Genomic DNA, 15,285 nt, shown 5'->3' on the forward strand with positions numbered 1-15,285 from the left:
AAACCTGACAAGAACAGACGCTCTCAAACGATACAAAAAAGAACATCACCGCGGGATGGAGCAGCCCGGTAGCTCGTCAGGCTCATAACCTGAAGGTCGCAGGTTCAAATCCTGCTCCCGCAACCAACTATACAGAACGCCTGCGGAGAGAAGCCGCGGGCGTTTTCCATTTGCCTATTCCTGTAGGGACATGGTTCCGCAAACACTCCAACGTTTGATGGCGCAGGGTCTGTGGTTGCTTGTGCTTTCAATTACCGCAGTCCGCGTGATGCACTGACACCTGCTACGCATACCGAACTGGCTGCACACCGGCAGCAAATTCGATCCGCCGCGGCCGGAATGACTGGCCCTCGACCACATCGGGCCGGCTGATCCGGTCCATTCGGAAATGCCGGACATCCGCCCGACTCGGGTCCCACGCTACCAGATACCAGAGCGGCGGCAGGATCAGCATCGCCTGGGGTTCGACGCAGCGCCGGGTTCTCGCGCCCTTGGCATCCACATAGTCGAATTTCAGACTTAGTCGCTCGAGAAAGGCCCGCTCGAATGCCGGAAGCAAGCCGTTTTCCACCTCTCCGACCGTGGAGAGATCGACCTGCGGGGCCAGTGGCCCGACATAGAGACTGTCCAGCAGGCGCCGGAGGTCACGCAGCCTGTCGGGCGGCAGGGACTTCTCGATCCGGGACAGGCCGCTGTCGGCCAGGCCGGCAAAGGGAAGCGACCCGGCGGCACGCATGCTCGATATGCCGATGATGAGCGCGAAAACCTCCGGAACCGACAGCCTGGCCGTCGTCTGAACGGAGCCCGGGTCGAGATAGATGCCACCGCCACGTCCCTGTTCCGCGATGATCACATAGCCTTCGTCACGCAGCGCGGAGAGATCGCGCAGGATCGTGCTGCGCGACGCCCCGACCTCCGCACACAGGGCAGAGATCCTTGTCGGTCCGCTGCGGCGCAGGTTTCGGATGATGGCCTCTTGTCTCTCCCGGGTCCTCATACTTGTAGATAGATACAGAAAGGTGCCAAAATTTGGAACCTTTGAGGGGTAATCCGGTGTCGGAACAGCAGAACCGGAGGCAAAGACATGACCAAATTCACCGATTTTCCTTCAGCCAAACTGATCGCGCTCAACGGCGTCGACCTCGAGGTTTTCGAAGCCGGGCAGGAGAACAGGGGCAACCCGATCCTGCTGTGCCATGGCTGGCCCGAGCATGCCTTTTCCTGGCGCCACCAGATGCCGGCCCTTGCCGCGGCCGGCTACCATGTCATCGTTCCCAACCAGCGCGGTTTCGGCAACTCGTCATGCCCGGAGGATGTGGCCGCATATGACATCGCCCATCTGACGGGTGATCTTGCCGCGCTGCTGGACCATTTCGGCTATGAGGACGCGGTCTTTGTCGGCCATGACTGGGGTGCAAATGTCGTCTGGAACATGGCGATCCTGCATCCGGACCGCGTCAGGAAAATCATCAACCTCGCGCTGCCTTATCAGGCGCGGACGCCTGTGCCGTGGATCACCTTCATGGAAACCCTGTTCGGCGCGGACAATTATTTTGTCCACTTCAACCGCAAGCCCGGCGTTGCGGATGCCATCCTGGACGCGAATGCCGGATCGTTCCTGCGCAACCTTTTCCGCAAGAACCTGCCGGCGCTGCCGCCGGATCCGGGGATGATGATGATCAATCTAGCGCAGGCGGACCGGCCGTCGGGCGATCCTGTGATGTCTGACGCGGAGATTGACGTGTTCGTCTCGGCCTTTGAGAACACCGGCTTTACCCCGAGCATAAACTGGTACAGGAACCTCGACCGGAACTGGCACCTTCTGGCTGACATCGATCCCATCGTCCGGCAGCCGGCCTTGATGATCTACGGCACGCAGGACGCGATCCCGCCGTCAGAAAATCTCTCAGATTTTGTCCCGAAGGTGGAGCTTGTGCACCTCGATTGCGGCCACTGGATCCAGCAGGAGAAGCCACAGGAGACCACAGAGGCCATTCTGGGCTGGCTGGCGCTCGACCTGGCGGCCTGAGGCGCGGCGGCCCTTGCTGTCCGGCAGGACCGGACGGCAGGGGCCGTCGCTGCGGCCAGCGCTGAAACGGACGAGCTGCCGTGGAACGGCATGGCCATCCGAGCCGGTCAGCGACTTGATTGCATCGCCTGTGGGCGCGGATCGGGCGGACACAAAACCAGCTATGGATGGGCGTCGGTCGCCGCACGCGTTCGGAATCTGTCACGTGGAGACAGGTTCCTCATCGAGCGACGACAGCAGGTCCGCGATCTGGTCGCGCATCCAAGAATGCGACGCACTTGCGGCGTATCGCCGGTGCCAGATCATGCACAGTTGCGCGGTCGGGACGGGCATCGGGGCGCGGTAGACACGCAGACCGGCGGTTCGGGACACGTGATGGGCCAATGCTGTCGGAAGCAGGGCGATCAGGTCCGATCCGGCCACGGCCCGATAGACGCCCGAAAAGGTCGGCATTGTCATGACCACACGCCGCTCGCGCCCGACCTCTGCCAGAGCCGCATCGCCGATGGCTCTGCTGTTTCCCTCCGGCGAAAACAGAACGTGGCCGACATCGCAGAACAAGTCGATCGGCACGATATCGCCATCCGCCAATCCCTCCCGCTTCAGGCGCGGGTGATCCTTGCGGGCAATCACCGAAAAGCCAGACCTGAAGGCCGGACGGCACTCAACCCAATCCGGGAATTGCGTCTGCGGCACAATGGCGAGCTCGACCTCGTAGCGGTCGAGTGTCTCGACATAATTGTCCGGGACCAGATCAACCAGATGGACACGCATCCCGGGGGCAAGGGGCTGAAGCCGTTCGGCCAGTTTCGGCATCAGAAGCTCAGCAAAGTAGTCGCTCCCCGAGATGCGGAAACTCGCATCCGATGTGCACGGGTCGAACCTGTCCGGTCCCTGGATCAGATCTTCAATCTGGTCGAGAACCTGCTTCAGGTCCTCTTTCAGGGTGAGCGCATAATGTGTGGGCTCCAGTCCTTTGCCGCGACGGAAAAACAGTTCATCACCGAGCGCAACTCTGAGGCGCGCGAGCGCCGCAGAAACCGCTGGCTGGGACAGTCCGAGCGCTTCGCCGGCACGAACGGTCGAAGGCTCTTCCAGCAACGCATTCAGCACGCGCAGAAGGTTCAAATCGAACGTTTTCAAATTAGCCATGTAAATTGATACGATACATTCAATCAATTTTCCATATGATTAGCGCGGTGGTATCCTGTGCCCGTCGAAGGCGCCTTCGTTTCCCGGTCTTTGCAGGAGGAAGCGATGAAAGACTCATTACTCGGACCCGGTGCCATCGCGTGGCTCGGGGTCCATTACAAGACCATTCTCACGACCGATGCCACCGATGGCGCGATGTCGATCACGGAGTCCGTCTCGCCGCCCGGGTCCGGTCCGCCCCGTCACATCCACCACGATGCGGACGAGACCTTTGTCATGCTGACGGGCGATTCCGAATTCTGGCTGGATGGCGAACGGTTTGCGCGGGGGCCGGGGCAAACGGCCTTTGTCCCGCGCGGCAGGGAACACACGTTTCGCGTGGTGAGCGATGTGCCGGCCCGCCACCTCGTCATCCTGACGCCCGGCGGGTTTGAACGGTTCTTTGCCGAAATGGCGGCTGGGCAATTGTGCATTCCGCAAGATATGCCGGAGATCGCCAAAATTGCGTCAAAATACAATCTGACGTTTACTGGCCCTCCATTGAGTTCTGATGACGAGGAGGCAATACAATGAAGAACGCACCAAAGATGTTTTTTGCAACGGCCGCGCTGTTTGCACTTTGCGGAATGGTCTGGGGCATTCAAATGTCGGCAACCCACGATCATGCGCTGTCGCCTGCGCACGGGCATCTCAACCTGATCGGCTTCGTGATGATGTCGGTCTTCGGCACCTACTATGCCCTGACGCCGCATGCAGGGCGAAGCCGGGCAGCAGGGTTCCACTATCTGCTGACCACCGGCGCTGTTCTGGTGCTGACCCCCGGGATCGCCCTCGCCATTTCCGGCCAGACCGAAGTCCTCGCTCAGATCGGGTCCGTTTTGGCGGTTCTGACAGTGGCACTGTTCGGTTTCGTTGTCCTGAAATACGGTGTCGGCCACACGTCGCATGAAGCCGGTTCGGACAGCGGGATGACGACCCAACCCGCAGAATAGTCACGCCTTCCGCGAAAAACGCGGGTAGCAGGCGCAGCCCCTCGTCCCCGCAAGCGCCTGCTCCTGCACCTGCTGAACCGGCCGCCTTCGGGCCAGAAGTCCAAAGCAACAGACCGGACCATTGCAGCGCGACTCAGAAACCTTGCTGACTACGGCAGCACTTGGCCGGATTCCTGCGTTCAGGCGGCGCTCTTCTGTGCGTTGCGATAGTCTTTGGGTGTCATGCCGGTTTCCCGTTTGAAGGCCTTGTAGAAAGCCGAGCGCGAGTTGAACCCAACATCCAATGCAACGGTGAGGACCGATGCCTCGCCTTTTGCGATCCGTGGTTTTGCCGCTTCGATCCGCCAGTGCGCAACATAGTCGTAAAAGGTTGCCCCGATCTCCTGATTGAGCGTTTGCGACACAAGGTTCGGGAGCGCGCCCACGCGCCGTGACAGATCCTGCAGCGACAAGCCGGGATCCAGATAGGGCGCGTCCTGTCGCATCACCGCCTCGATCCGGTCTGCTAGCTTTGCCGCGTGGTCACGCGTCAATGCCGATCGGGCATATTTCGTGTCCGGCGCGGGTCCTTCCATCTGCGGGTCCGGCGGTTCGGTCGGGGCAAAGATGTTCAGGACCAGCAAGCCGACGGCGATCAGGACGAGATACAGTTCCTCGGCAAAAATTCTGCTGCGCGCCAGATTGTCCTCTGCCAGCGCAAATGCGCCTGCGGCCCAGATCAGCACCAGCACAAGGATGACCAGATCGATCCAGCGCAAGTCCCGCTGGTCGGCATCCGAGAAGAACTGCCGGATTTCGGCGCGATAGGCGGTGAGGCGCCGCAGACTGGCAATCAGGTAGGCGAAGGAGGCGATCAGCCAGACCATGATCAGCCCGAAGGTCGACAGGGCGAGCGCCGCCGGCCAGAACCCCGCTGGAAGCGCACCCGAGATGAGCATGATGTCCCTGTCCTGTGACGGGAGGCCCCAATAGCCCAGGCACACCACGCCGCCTGCCAGTGGCAAAGCCAGATCCCGCCACGGAATGCGCGCGGATGGTGCCTTGCCTGTCCTCGCTAGGATGAAGCGGTAAAGGGCGGGCGGCAGGGCCAGCAACAGGACGAGCAAGAGCGGCATGTAGAGGGTCAACGCGGCTTCCGCGAAGGCCCTGACAACCGGCAATGCGATCATGCCCATGAATGCGACATAGACCAGACCGAGGCTGAGCCGTTCGGGCAAACGCCCGTTCCGCAGCAGGACGGCAAGAAACCCGGACAGGGCAATGCCAAGACAAAGGCCAGCGAGTGTCAGGAGGGCTGCGTTGGTCATGTGCCTTGATACGCGGGTTTCACCGCCCGCATCAACGCGCCCTTTGGTTCGGGGATGTGCAGGAAAAATGTCCTCGCCGTCATGCGCGGACGACAGGACATGTCACGCGGGTGCAGGTCCTCTTCGCAACCTTCCCGTTTGATAGGACATAAAATGCCTGATCTTCACGTCATCACCCTCGTCTTGCATGTCGCCCTCGGCACACTGGCCGTTATCGTCGGCGCCATCGCGCTCGGGTCCCGAAAGGGGCGCAATGTCCATGTGGGCGCCGGTCGCATCTTCGTCATCAGTATGGGCCTTACGTCCATGCTGGGGGCGGTCCTTGGCGCCTACAGGTTTGATACATTCTGGATCACCGTCCACGCCGGTATTCTCGGGGCGACCCTCGTTGCCAGCGGCGTTCTGGCGGTGCGCATACAGGCGGCGCGCACAAAGCGATGGTTCGTCGCGGTCGCTGCGGTGAATGCGCTCAACGCGGCCGGCCTTGGCGGAGCCGGGTGGTATGCGACGACCTTGCCGGATGCGCGGTTGTTCGGCTTTGCGGCTGCCGACTATTTCTTCCTCTTCGGCATGGCTGCCATTGTTTTTGCGGGAGACCTGCGCCTGCTGCTGGTGACAAAAGTGTCAAACAGACACCGGATCGCCCAACATCTTTCGCGCATGTGCCTCAGCTTTTTCATCGCGGCCGGGTCCGCCTTCACCGGACCGGGCGCTTCGGCCTTTCCCGAAGCCGTGCAGAACTCAGGCCTATTGTCCCTGCCGGAACTGGCCATCGTGCTCCTGATGCTGTTCTGGCTCTGGAAAACACTTCGGCCACATCGGTCGGTGGTTACCCAATAGGGCGGTTTTCCAAGGGCTCCAAATCGCAGACCGGCACGGCTGTCCAAACTTTTGGATCATGGCGCACTTTCGCAAATCATCAGCGGGACATCGAAACTCTGCCGGGTCGCAAGCCTCCATCTTCGTTTCAGGGAAGGAAAACACTTGTGAAACGGAGTAGTGACATGAACATCGTTCAGACCCTGAAATCCAGCACGGCCATGGCTGGTGCGGCACTGGCCCTGAGTATCGGGGCTGCCGGAGCAGCGGGGGCGCAATCCGCACCAGAAAAGTGCACCGTCAATGTCGCGCGGGATGTGATCCTCGAGGCCGAGTATGACGCACTTTGCGGGTGCGAGACCGTCACGCCTGGCTTTGTCGCCTATCTCCAGCAGACCGATGCGCTCGATGCGATCCTGATCGAAACATCGGAATCCTGCCCGGCGATGGCGAGCCTTCTATCCGATCTGCCGACGGCATCGGTCCGCGGCCCGGCTGGTGGTGGCACGCGCGGCGAGCCTGACGAGCCGCAGGCGGAAGAGCCGGTCCGGAACGGCTGGGTCGACGCGATCGTCCCCACCCGCACGCCGGTGGACGATGATGCAAGCGGCCCGGACGAAGGTGACGGACACGACGAGGGTGATGGCCACGACCATGAGGACGGCCATGATGGCGGCAACGGCGGTGGCGGAAACGGCAACGGCGGCGGCCATGGTGGCGGAAATGGCAACGGGAATGGCGGTGGCCACGGGAATGACAACGGCAATGGAGGCGGCCAAGGCAATGGCGGTGGAAACGGCAATGGTAACGGCGGCGGAAACGGCACCGGCCCAGGCGGCCCTGGCAACGGAGGTGATGATGGTGACGACAGCGGCTCTGGCGGCGATGATGGCAACAATGGCCATGGCAACGATCCGGGTGGCTACGATCCCAGCAATCCGGGCAACAGTGGCGGCGCCAATGGACAGTCCTGACGTCTAGGCGCCCGTGGACCGGATGGCGGTGGAAAATTCAACGCCGCCGTCTCGTCCAAACCGGGCGAACGGCGGGCGGCATCTTCGCGGATGCCGCCCGCCTCGACTATGCTGAGCCTTGAGTGCATCGGCAGGAGTTCAGGAGCCGCCACCCGCCATCACGAAGCGCCAGTTCGACACACTCCCAGCATCCTGAATGCGCAGGAAGAAATAGCCTGTCTCGTCCCAGCGCTTGATCTTGTTGGTCAGATTGTCGAGCACGAAATCGCCGCCGCCCGTGCGCAGGACAAGCACGGCATGGGCTTCGCGGTTCGGCTGCAGAACAGTCGCGATCAGCAAATTGTCGGGAGCGATACCGCGCTTGATCAGCTCGCGTTTTTTCAGGAGCGCAAAATCCTCACAATCGCCGCCCCGTTGTGTCGGTAGGTCCCAATGGTCCGGCTGCCCGTATTGGCGCTGGTCGGAAATCTCGCGCACCTTCGCGTTGACAAAGAGGTTCACCGAAAGGGCGGTCGACAGCATGGCTTTCGTCCCGCTCACGCGGCCGGCCCGGCCCGGGGCGCAGGCCCATGGCAGGCGCGCGCAGACGCCGTCGAACCCGCTCGGAGCGCGAGCCGGCTCCAGAAGGGCAATGCGGTTGTTGGCCAGAGCTGTTTGGGCGGACAGAAACAGCGCGAAAAGCGCGACGGGCAGGAACGCCATCGCGGACAACAGATCCGGTCGGACGGGCAGCCGGGCGGGTCGGGGAATGGGGGTCATCTTGTCCCTGTCGGTTTTCTGCCCCGGGTGCGTTTGGAATTGCCCGGGCGTAATTCGCCGAGATTAGGTGCCCTGGTCGCTTCGGGCAAGCGTCCGGTCACGCGTCCGGGTTGGCGTGTCGCGCCCTGTTGGCCGCGCGATAGGCGCGCGGGGACAGGCCCACATGCTGCCGGAAGGCCGTGGAGAAGGCGGCCTGTCCGGCATAGCCCAGCCGCCAGGCGATCTCCCCGATCGGGCGATCGCTGTCGCGCAACTCGCGCGCGGCGATCCGGGTCCGGACATGTGCGCGCACCGTCTGGAAGCTGGTGTCCGCATCCTTCAGCCTTCGCGACAAGGTGCGGGACGACATGCCGAGCCTGCTGGCGGCCGCGTCGAGAGAGGGCATCGTGTCGGGATATCCCGCGTCGAGCACGAGTTCGAGCTGCGCAACGACGCCCGACGCGATCCGGTCGAGCCGCGAGAGTGCATCTTCGGCCTGCGACAGGAGGAGGCCGCTCAGGATATCGTCTCGGGAGATCATGGGCGCATCCAGAATGGCCGGTGACAGGCGCAATTCGATTTCTTCGGCGTCAAAAAGGACCGGGCACCCGAATTTGGCCGATACCGACGCGGCAACCGGTGCCCGCGCATGTCGGAAGCTGACACTGTCGGGATGGAACGACCTGTCGGTGAAGGTGCGGATCTGCGAGACCGCCGCGCCGATCATTGCTTCCTGATGCCGTGGACTGGCCAGCAGGTCCGGGTTGGAGAGGTCCAACCGGATCGCGGCCGCATTGCCGCTTTCGTCGAGTGAGAATTCCAGACCCGGGCGAGCGGTCCGCATGAACCGGATGGCCCGGCGGATACCGTCGCGCAAGCGGGGCGCATGCTGGTTGAGATAGAGCGGCAGGGTCGAGGCCAGACCGAAGGACAGGCCGCAGTCGAAACCGAAATCGATGCCTGCGCCGTCGCAGGCGGCCTCGATGAAAGCGGCTTCCTGCTCGATCGGGATCAGGGTCTCGATCGGCGCATGCATCACATCGGGCAGGCCGAGGGCGTCCACGATCCGGTCGACCTCCTCGCTGGAGGTGCGGGCGCGCAGAACGAGCGCGGCATGGCGAACGAATGCAAGTGTGGGGCCGGGATCGGTCATCGGCCGGACTTTAGCCTGTCAGGGCGCGGCAAGGGAGGGGTCCCGTATCAGCTCGTCTGCTCGAGATGCAGGATGACCGCGGCGAAGAACACGGCCGTTGCGGCCAGCACGAACACATGCCAGACGGGCGTGTGGAAGGGCATCCGGTGATTGACGTGGAAAATGATGCCGACCGTGTAAGTCAGGCCGCCGATCACGATCAGGATGGTCACCGGCCAGGACAGCGTCTCGAACATGGACGCCCCTTCGATGAGCCCGGCCCACCCCATTGCAAGGCACAGGCCGATTGCCAGCCAGCGGAACCGGTCGGGCTGCAGCACCCGCAGCGATGTGCCCGCAATGGCCGCGCCCCAGAGCCCGGTCAGGAGCGCCCAGCCGGGTGAGGCGGACAGAAGGATGAAGGGCGTATAGGTTCCGGCGATCTTGAAGTAGATCGCCGAATAATCGAGCCGCATGAAAAGCCCGCGCCAGCGGTGCCGCCAGGCCAGATGGTAGAGCGCCGAGCAGCCGAGCATGGCGATCAGGCAGGCGCCGTAGATGCTGGTCGACAGGACCGCCGCGGCATCCCCGCGCCAGACGGCGGCAAGCGTGATCAGAACCGGCACAGCCATGAGCGCGGCGGTCAGTCCGACAATGTGAACAACAGCGTCGGAGAGCCGTTCGGCGCGGCTGTAATCGCGGTATTCTGTAACGGGTTCGAACATGGGATCACCCTATCGCGGGCGCTGCGACGCGCAATGGGCAATGGTGCAGGTGACGCGTTTTTGTCAGCGGCGTGACCGCGTCCCCGGAGTGTTTTCGCAAATGCCGGACCTACAGATCGTCAAACGTCGCGTCGCAGATCTTTTCCCGCCCGTCGGCCTGGACGGTCAGGCGGATCAGATACTGATCGCCCGCGCTGCGGTTGAGCGCGACGGAGCCGACGACGGCCGGTTTGCCGGAGGCAAGCGTGAACATGCCGCGTTGCGACACGTTGGAGCTGCCCGCCGGACCAGTGCGGTTGACGATGAAACTGTAGGTGCCGTTGACCTTGTGATCGGCGCGGACGACGCCAACCAGTTCAAACCCAGCGGCATGGGCGCGTTTGCGGATCTCGCATTCCAGATTGCTCATGGCGTGACCCCCTGTCGGTCCGATCAGGGCGGCGAGGCACAGGAGCGCCGCGCGGGGTGCGCGGGGGCGTCCATGCCTCGTCCCGGGACCAGATGAATGAAACATGACAAAACTCCTTGTCGGCCGTTGCGGGCTGCGGGCATTGGCCGGGGCTGCAGGACTGTTGCGGTCGCCGGACGCACCAGGGCGCCGGCGGCCGCATCTTCCACCCGGCCGCAGCCCAGAAAAATCGGGTCGGGTGAAAGGATCTTGTGGCTCAGGGCGAGACGCCGACATGGACCTCTACATCGAGCCAGCCGTTCGATTGACTGGCAGAACTCGAGAAACCGTAGCTGCCGTGCGTGGCCTGAATCGAGCCGAACGCATTGGCCTGGCCACTTTGTCCGACGGCGACAGACTTGCCGGACCCGATCTGCGCGACACCTGCGATGTTCACGCTGCCGGACTGTACCACGGCTGCGGTATGGTCCTCACCGATCTGGACAATGATCGACGCATTCTGGCCAGACTGGGCAGTCACGGCCCGGTTGCCACTACCGCCTTGGATGGTGGTGGCCTGGTTCATGCCAGATTGCAGGGTCACCTGCGCATTGTCGAGCCCGGCCTGAAGCACGGAAGAGGCATTTTGCGCCAGTCCGAGTCCCGGAACGAGCAGAGCCGCACAGAGTGTCAGATGACGTATCATTGGCTTACTCCTTTCTTGAGCGCCAGTGCGGGTCCGGAGGGAAAACCATGTGACTGAAAAAGCCGCCCTGCGGCAGGCGGCTCATAACACCGGCCTTCGATCCGGGTGGTGCATCGGCGCGAATGAACCGGATGAACCGGGGGCGGGTGCCGCCCCCGGAACGCTCGGATCGGATCAGTCGGTCTGAGTCGTCAGCGACACGTTGCCATGGCCGACCTGGCTGGTGCTGGACTGGTGTCCGGCAATGCCGACCTGCAGCGTTGCGGCCGCGTTGCCAGCGCCATACTGGTTGGTCATGGACCCGTTGAAGGCACCAATCTGGACGGTGCCGGCGGTGTTCGAACCAGCCTGATTGGTCACGGAAATGTTGGCAATGCCGAGCTGGCCCGTATAGGCCGTGTTGCTACCTGTCCAATAGGTGCCGTGGGCAGTTGCGCCGGACTGGTTGGTGGCCTGTGCGTTGCCGAGGCCGAACTGTTCGACGACGGATACGTTCTGGGCCATTGCACCCCCGGCGATCACGGTGGCAAGGACGGCGGTAAGAGCAAATTTTTTCATTTCAATCTCCACTGTTTTACTGCGTTGACACACACAAGCTGTTTTCTGAGCTCGTGGTCTCAGGCTAGGGCCGTGGGGGTGCCGGGCGGTGATCTCAAGCGTCCCTGAAAGCGCGAAAAAAGGACCTCGATCCGGGCAGATGGATTGGGTGGCGCGGCGGAGAACTGCTTTTTCATGCAAATGTCGAATTGGGTGCGCGGACGGCGAGGATCGCATGCATCTGCGTCTGAAATGGTGCCTTCGTCCCGTGCCGATGGTGCAAATGCGTCATCCTTGATGCACATGCACTATGAAATCCGCCCGGACAGCCGCTATTTGCGGCCTTCGCTGCCGCCGAGTTCGCTTGACACCGGGCCGGAAGGGGCAGATAGAGCGCCCTTGCAGGATGACGGCCGCCCGCGTGAGCGGCCCGTCCCGACCGGCGGACGCAATATGATTCGCCCTCTCCGGACCATCCCAGACGCATCCGCCCCAACGGCCGGCAGGCCGGGATGCAGAATGTTCCCATGTCACGCGGGGTTCAGGCGGCCGCACGGCCGGGTCGCAGAATGCGCCCGGTGAGGCGGGGCCGCGACCGCGATATCGGACAGGTGCCGGCTTTGCCCGCGTGCCTGCGCTCCGGTTTTGACCAGCGCCCTGCCGTGACGGCAGGGGCGGAAAAGAGAGATTGTGACGACTTTTTCTGACCTGGGTCTCAACAAGACCCTTCTGAAGACCCTCGACCGCAACAAGTTCGAGACCCCGACCCCCATTCAGGCCGAGGCGATCCCCCATGTGCTGGGCGGACGCGACGTGCTCGGGCTGGCACAAACCGGCACCGGCAAGACGGCCGCCTTCGGCCTGCCGCTCGTCCACCAGCTGATTGCGCGGCCCGAGAAGCCCGCACCGAAGGCTGTGCACGCGCTGGTGCTGGCGCCCACCCGCGAACTGGTGAACCAGATCGCCGTGAACATGCGCAGCTTCGTCTGGAACACGCCGCTCAAGATCGGAGTCGCCATCGGCGGTGCGTCGATCAACGCGCAGGTCCACCGCCTGTCGCGCGGCACAGACATCCTTGTCGCCACGCCTGGCCGTCTGCTCGACCTTGTGGAACGGCGTGCGGTGGACCTGAGCGCGGCGAAATTCCTCGTGCTCGACGAGGCGGACCAGATGCTCGACCTCGGCTTCATCCACGCGCTGCGGCGGATCGCCAAGCTGGTCGGGCAGGAGCGCCAGACGATGCTCTTCTCGGCCACCATGCCGAAGTTGATTGCCGAACTGTCGGAAGAATATCTGACCGATCCGGTTCGTGTGGAAGTGTCGCCTCCGGGGCGTACCGCCGACAAGATCCGCCAGAGCGTCCACTATGTCGACAAGGCCGCGCGGACGCAGATCCTGATCGATGCGCTGTCCGCCGACAAGGAGAGCCTGTCGCTCGTCTTCGCGCGCACCAAGCGCGGCGCGGAACGGCTGATGAAGACGCTCGTGTCGGCCGGCCTTCCGGCGGCTTCGATCCATGGCAACAAGAGCCAGGGCCAGCGCGAACGCGCGCTCAAATCCTTCCGCAATGGCGAGACGCGCATTCTTGTGGCCACCGACGTGGCCGCACGCGGCATCGACATCCCCGGTGTCAGTCATGTCTATAATTTCGAACTGCCGGAAGTGGCGGAAAACTATGTTCACCGGATCGGCCGCACCGCGCGTGCCGGGCGCTCGGGCGAGGCGATCGCCTTCTGCACGCCCGACGAGTTCGACCGGCTTCTGGCCGTGGAGTCGGTGATCGGCATGGAACTGCCCGCAATCGGCGGTGAGCGTCCGGCGGAACCTGCGCCTGCGCCCCGCAAGCCGGGCCGCCGTCGTCGTGGCGGAGGTGGCAATGCGGGCGGCAACGGCCAGAAACCGCGCCAGAAGAACAGCCGCGGCGCGCCGCAGGGGCAGAAGCCCGGCGGCCAGAAACGCAACGGCCCCGCGCGTAAGCGCAAGCCGCAGCGGCGCAAGCCCGCCGCCTGACGGCATCGACCCGAAGGCCGCAGGGCAGGCGGGCATTGCAGAAAAAATCTCCAAGGGCATAGTGGGCGCGACCCGCTATGCCCTTTTCATTCGGAGATGCGCCCATGCTGCGAGGATTAGACCCGCTTCTGTCCCCTGACCTGCTTCACATGCTGGCCGCGATGGGCCATGGCGATGATCTGGTGATTGCCGATGCGAATTTTCCCGCCGAAAGCTGCGCCCGGCGGCTGGTGCGGCTCGACGGGGTGACGGCGACAGGCGCGCTCAATGCGGTGCTGGGCCTCCTGCCGCTCGACACGTTCGTCGATGATCCGGCCCGCGTGATGGGCGTGGTCGGCGACCCCGAAGCGGTGCCGCCCGTTGTGGCCGAGTTCCAGACGATCATAGACCAAGTGGCCGATGCACCGGCGCCGATCCGCGCCGTTGACCGGTTCGACTTTTACGATGTCGCGCGCGCGGCGTTCGGCGTCGTGCTGACCGGCGAGACGCGGCTCTACGGCAATATCATCGTCAAGAAAGGCGTCGTGGCGCCCTCTGATGGCGGAGCGCAATGACTGACACGCCATTTGCCGACCCCTATGCCGATATCCGTGACGCGGTACGCCAGCTCTGCGCGGACTTCCCCGGCAGCTACTGGCGGGCGCTCGATCGCGACCATGCCTATCCGACCGAGTTTGTCGCGGCGTTGACGGAAGCCGGCTATCTGGCCGCCCTGATTCCCGAAGCCTATGGCGGATCGGGGCTGCCGCTGGCCGCCGCCGCTGCGATACTGGAGGAAATTCACGCCTCGGGCGGCAATGGCGGAGCCTGTCATGCCCAGATGTATGTGATGGGCACGGTGCTGCGACACGGGTCGGAAGCGCAGAAAGCCGAGGTGCTGCCGAAAGTGGCGGACGGACGGCTGCGGCTTCAGGCCTTCGGCGTGACCGAGCCGACGAGTGGCACGGACACGGGCGCGATCCGCACCTTCGCGCGGCGGGACGGCGACCGCTACATCATCTCCGGCCAGAAGATCTGGACCAGTCGGGCGGAACATTCAGACCTGATGGTCCTGCTCGCCCGCACGACGCCTGCCGCCGACTGCGCGCGCAAGACCGACGGCCTGTCGGTTTTCCTGATCGACATGAAGGCGGCGCTGGCCGAGGGCATGAGCATCCGCCCGATCCGCACGATGATGAACCATGCGACGACGGAAGTGTTCTTCGACGACGTGCCGGTGCCGGCAAGCACGCTCATCGGGGAGGAAGGCAAGGGCTTCCGCTACATCCTGTCGGGGATGAATGCGGAACGGATCCTGATCGCGCATGAATGTATCGGTGACGCGCGATGGTTCCTCGACACGGCTACGGCCTATGCGAAGGACCGAGAGATTTTCGGCGGACCGATCGGGCGCAACCAGGGTGTGCAGTTCCCGCTCGCCAAGGCCTATGCAGAGATGCGCGCCGCGGCCTTGATGAGCGAACGCGCGGCCAGCCTGTACGATGCGGGTGCGCCTTGCGGAGCCGAGGCCAACATGGCCAAGATGCTGGCGGCGGATGCCTCTTGGGCGGCGGGCAATGCCTGCCTGCAGACCCATGGCGGGTTCGGCTTCGCCGAGGAGTTCGACATCGAGCGGAAATTCCGCGAAACGCGGCTCTATCAGGTGGCGCCGGTCTCGACCAACCTGATCCTCTCCTATATCGCCACCCACGTTCTGGGACTGCCGCGTTCCTACTAGGCCCCATGCCTTTCCGCTTCCTTTGCGCGGCATATGTTACTATATAACATTCTTCGCAA

Annotated in this window: 17 protein-coding genes and 1 tRNA gene; 9 read left to right on the plus strand and 9 right to left on the minus strand. The window is 63.4% G+C overall.

The window, feature by feature from the left end; genetic code table 11:
- The first annotated feature begins 49 nt into the window (after nucleotides 1-49).
- A tRNA-Met gene (locus GSH16_RS14940) sits at nucleotides 50-126 on the plus strand.
- Between the two features lie 157 nt (nucleotides 127-283).
- Here GSH16_RS14940 and GSH16_RS14945 read toward each other — a convergent pair.
- Nucleotides 284-997: a helix-turn-helix transcriptional regulator gene (locus tag GSH16_RS14945; RefSeq protein WP_160856421.1), complete on the minus strand. Its 714-nt coding sequence runs from the start codon at nucleotides 995-997 to the stop codon at nucleotides 284-286.
- An 87-nt stretch (nucleotides 998-1,084) separates the two neighbouring features.
- Here GSH16_RS14945 and GSH16_RS14950 point away from each other — a divergent pair, with 87 nt between their 5' ends.
- Nucleotides 1,085-2,029, plus strand: a complete 945-nt coding sequence (locus tag GSH16_RS14950) for an alpha/beta fold hydrolase (protein WP_160856422.1) — start codon at nucleotides 1,085-1,087, stop codon at nucleotides 2,027-2,029.
- Between the two features lie 201 nt (nucleotides 2,030-2,230).
- Here GSH16_RS14950 and GSH16_RS14955 read toward each other — a convergent pair whose 3' ends face one another.
- Nucleotides 2,231-3,181: a LysR family transcriptional regulator gene (locus GSH16_RS14955; RefSeq protein WP_160856423.1), complete on the minus strand. Its 951-nt coding sequence runs from the start codon at nucleotides 3,179-3,181 to the stop codon at nucleotides 2,231-2,233.
- Between the two features lie 105 nt (nucleotides 3,182-3,286).
- Between GSH16_RS14955 and GSH16_RS14960 the strand changes: the two genes are divergently transcribed.
- Together GSH16_RS14960 and GSH16_RS14965 are read left to right on the plus strand one after the other, a co-directional pair.
- On the plus strand, nucleotides 3,287-3,754 hold the full coding sequence (locus GSH16_RS14960) for a cupin domain-containing protein (protein WP_160856424.1): 468 nt from the start codon (nucleotides 3,287-3,289) through the stop codon (nucleotides 3,752-3,754).
- Nucleotides 3,751-4,173, plus strand: a complete 423-nt coding sequence (locus tag GSH16_RS14965; RefSeq protein ID WP_160856425.1) for a hypothetical protein — start codon at nucleotides 3,751-3,753, stop codon at nucleotides 4,171-4,173. Before GSH16_RS14960 ends, GSH16_RS14965 begins: the two co-directional genes overlap by 4 nt.
- Nucleotides 4,174-4,352: 179 nt before the next feature.
- Here GSH16_RS14965 and GSH16_RS14970 read toward each other — a convergent pair whose 3' ends face one another.
- On the minus strand, nucleotides 4,353-5,480 hold the full coding sequence (locus GSH16_RS14970) for a helix-turn-helix domain-containing protein (protein WP_160856426.1): 1,128 nt from the start codon (nucleotides 5,478-5,480) through the stop codon (nucleotides 4,353-4,355).
- Nucleotides 5,481-5,633: 153 nt separating this feature from the next.
- On the opposite strand from GSH16_RS14970, the gene GSH16_RS14975 reads away from it, so the two are divergent.
- Together GSH16_RS14975 and GSH16_RS15810 are read left to right on the plus strand one after the other, a co-directional pair.
- Nucleotides 5,634-6,320, plus strand: a complete 687-nt coding sequence (locus tag GSH16_RS14975; RefSeq protein WP_160856427.1) for a DUF2306 domain-containing protein — start codon at nucleotides 5,634-5,636, stop codon at nucleotides 6,318-6,320.
- Nucleotides 6,321-6,484: 164 nt separating this feature from the next.
- Nucleotides 6,485-7,273: a hypothetical protein gene (locus tag GSH16_RS15810; RefSeq protein WP_205524137.1), complete on the plus strand. Its 789-nt coding sequence runs from the start codon at nucleotides 6,485-6,487 to the stop codon at nucleotides 7,271-7,273.
- Between the two features lie 138 nt (nucleotides 7,274-7,411).
- On the opposite strand, the gene GSH16_RS14980 is transcribed toward GSH16_RS15810, so the two are convergent.
- The 6 genes from GSH16_RS14980 to GSH16_RS15005 form a co-directional block, all read right to left on the minus strand.
- On the minus strand, nucleotides 7,412-7,975 hold the full coding sequence (locus GSH16_RS14980) for a transglutaminase-like cysteine peptidase (RefSeq protein WP_160856428.1): 564 nt from the start codon (nucleotides 7,973-7,975) through the stop codon (nucleotides 7,412-7,414).
- A gap of 154 nt (nucleotides 7,976-8,129) precedes the next feature.
- Nucleotides 8,130-9,164, minus strand: coding sequence for an AraC family transcriptional regulator (locus tag GSH16_RS14985; RefSeq protein ID WP_160856429.1), 1,035 nt, complete (start codon nucleotides 9,162-9,164; stop codon nucleotides 8,130-8,132).
- A 47-nt stretch (nucleotides 9,165-9,211) separates the two neighbouring features.
- Nucleotides 9,212-9,868 (minus strand): PAQR family membrane homeostasis protein TrhA, encoded by a 657-nt coding sequence (trhA, locus tag GSH16_RS14990; protein WP_160856430.1) that lies wholly within the window; start codon nucleotides 9,866-9,868, stop codon nucleotides 9,212-9,214.
- 109 nt (nucleotides 9,869-9,977) lie between these two features.
- Nucleotides 9,978-10,277 carry a curli-like amyloid fiber formation chaperone CsgH gene (gene csgH / locus GSH16_RS14995; RefSeq protein WP_160856431.1) on the minus strand — a complete coding sequence of 100 codons (300 nt, stop codon included), beginning with the start codon at nucleotides 10,275-10,277 and terminating at the stop codon, nucleotides 9,978-9,980.
- 256 nt (nucleotides 10,278-10,533) lie between these two features.
- The gene (locus GSH16_RS15000) at nucleotides 10,534-10,962 is read right to left on the minus strand and encodes a hypothetical protein (protein ID WP_160856432.1); all 429 of its coding nucleotides are present in this window, start codon (nucleotides 10,960-10,962) and stop codon (nucleotides 10,534-10,536) included.
- A 174-nt stretch (nucleotides 10,963-11,136) separates the two neighbouring features.
- Nucleotides 11,137-11,520 (minus strand): hypothetical protein, encoded by a 384-nt coding sequence (locus tag GSH16_RS15005; protein ID WP_160856433.1) that lies wholly within the window; start codon nucleotides 11,518-11,520, stop codon nucleotides 11,137-11,139.
- Nucleotides 11,521-12,189: 669 nt separating this feature from the next.
- Here GSH16_RS15005 and GSH16_RS15010 point away from each other — a divergent pair.
- The 3 genes from GSH16_RS15010 (at nucleotide 12,190) to GSH16_RS15020 (ending at nucleotide 15,226) form a co-directional block, all read left to right on the plus strand.
- The gene (locus GSH16_RS15010) at nucleotides 12,190-13,509 is read left to right on the plus strand and encodes a DEAD/DEAH box helicase (protein WP_160856434.1); all 1,320 of its coding nucleotides are present in this window, start codon (nucleotides 12,190-12,192) and stop codon (nucleotides 13,507-13,509) included.
- Nucleotides 13,510-13,613: 104 nt separating this feature from the next.
- Nucleotides 13,614-14,063, plus strand: a complete 450-nt coding sequence (locus tag GSH16_RS15015; protein ID WP_160856435.1) for an RbsD/FucU family protein — start codon at nucleotides 13,614-13,616, stop codon at nucleotides 14,061-14,063.
- Nucleotides 14,060-15,226: an acyl-CoA dehydrogenase family protein gene (locus GSH16_RS15020; protein ID WP_160856436.1), complete on the plus strand. Its 1,167-nt coding sequence runs from the start codon at nucleotides 14,060-14,062 to the stop codon at nucleotides 15,224-15,226. The genes GSH16_RS15015 and GSH16_RS15020 overlap by 4 nt, the downstream gene beginning before the upstream one ends.
- Nucleotides 15,227-15,285: the final 59 nt, after the last annotated feature.

Origin of the sequence: Oceanomicrobium pacificus (assembly GCF_009833495.1) — a bacterium.
GTDB lineage: Bacteria > Pseudomonadota > Alphaproteobacteria > Rhodobacterales > Rhodobacteraceae > Oceanomicrobium > Oceanomicrobium pacificus.

Coding starts and splice junctions, on each gene's coding strand:
- GSH16_RS14975 (WP_160856427.1), top strand. CDS start 5,634: ATGCCTGATCTTCACGTCATCACCCTCGTCTTGCATGTCGCCCTCGGC.
- GSH16_RS14965 (WP_160856425.1), top strand. CDS start 3,751: ATGAAGAACGCACCAAAGATGTTTTTTGCAACGGCCGCGCTGTTTGCA.
- trhA (WP_160856430.1), bottom strand. CDS start 9,868: ATGTTCGAACCCGTTACAGAATACCGCGATTACAGCCGCGCCGAACGG.
- GSH16_RS14945 (WP_160856421.1), bottom strand. CDS start 997: ATGAGGACCCGGGAGAGACAAGAGGCCATCATCCGAAACCTGCGCCGC.
- GSH16_RS14980 (WP_160856428.1), bottom strand. CDS start 7,975: ATGGCGTTCCTGCCCGTCGCGCTTTTCGCGCTGTTTCTGTCCGCCCAA.
- GSH16_RS14970 (WP_160856426.1), bottom strand. CDS start 5,480: ATGACCAACGCAGCCCTCCTGACACTCGCTGGCCTTTGTCTTGGCATT.
- GSH16_RS15015 (WP_160856435.1), top strand. CDS start 13,614: ATGCTGCGAGGATTAGACCCGCTTCTGTCCCCTGACCTGCTTCACATG.
- GSH16_RS14955 (WP_160856423.1), bottom strand. CDS start 3,181: ATGGCTAATTTGAAAACGTTCGATTTGAACCTTCTGCGCGTGCTGAAT.
- csgH (WP_160856431.1), bottom strand. CDS start 10,277: ATGAGCAATCTGGAATGCGAGATCCGCAAACGCGCCCATGCCGCTGGG.
- GSH16_RS14985 (WP_160856429.1), bottom strand. CDS start 9,164: ATGACCGATCCCGGCCCCACACTTGCATTCGTTCGCCATGCCGCGCTC.
- GSH16_RS15005 (WP_160856433.1), bottom strand. CDS start 11,520: ATGAAAAAATTTGCTCTTACCGCCGTCCTTGCCACCGTGATCGCCGGG.
- GSH16_RS15810 (WP_205524137.1), top strand. CDS start 6,485: ATGAACATCGTTCAGACCCTGAAATCCAGCACGGCCATGGCTGGTGCG.
- GSH16_RS15020 (WP_160856436.1), top strand. CDS start 14,060: ATGACTGACACGCCATTTGCCGACCCCTATGCCGATATCCGTGACGCG.
- GSH16_RS14950 (WP_160856422.1), top strand. CDS start 1,085: ATGACCAAATTCACCGATTTTCCTTCAGCCAAACTGATCGCGCTCAAC.
- GSH16_RS14960 (WP_160856424.1), top strand. CDS start 3,287: ATGAAAGACTCATTACTCGGACCCGGTGCCATCGCGTGGCTCGGGGTC.
- GSH16_RS15000 (WP_160856432.1), bottom strand. CDS start 10,962: ATGATACGTCATCTGACACTCTGTGCGGCTCTGCTCGTTCCGGGACTC.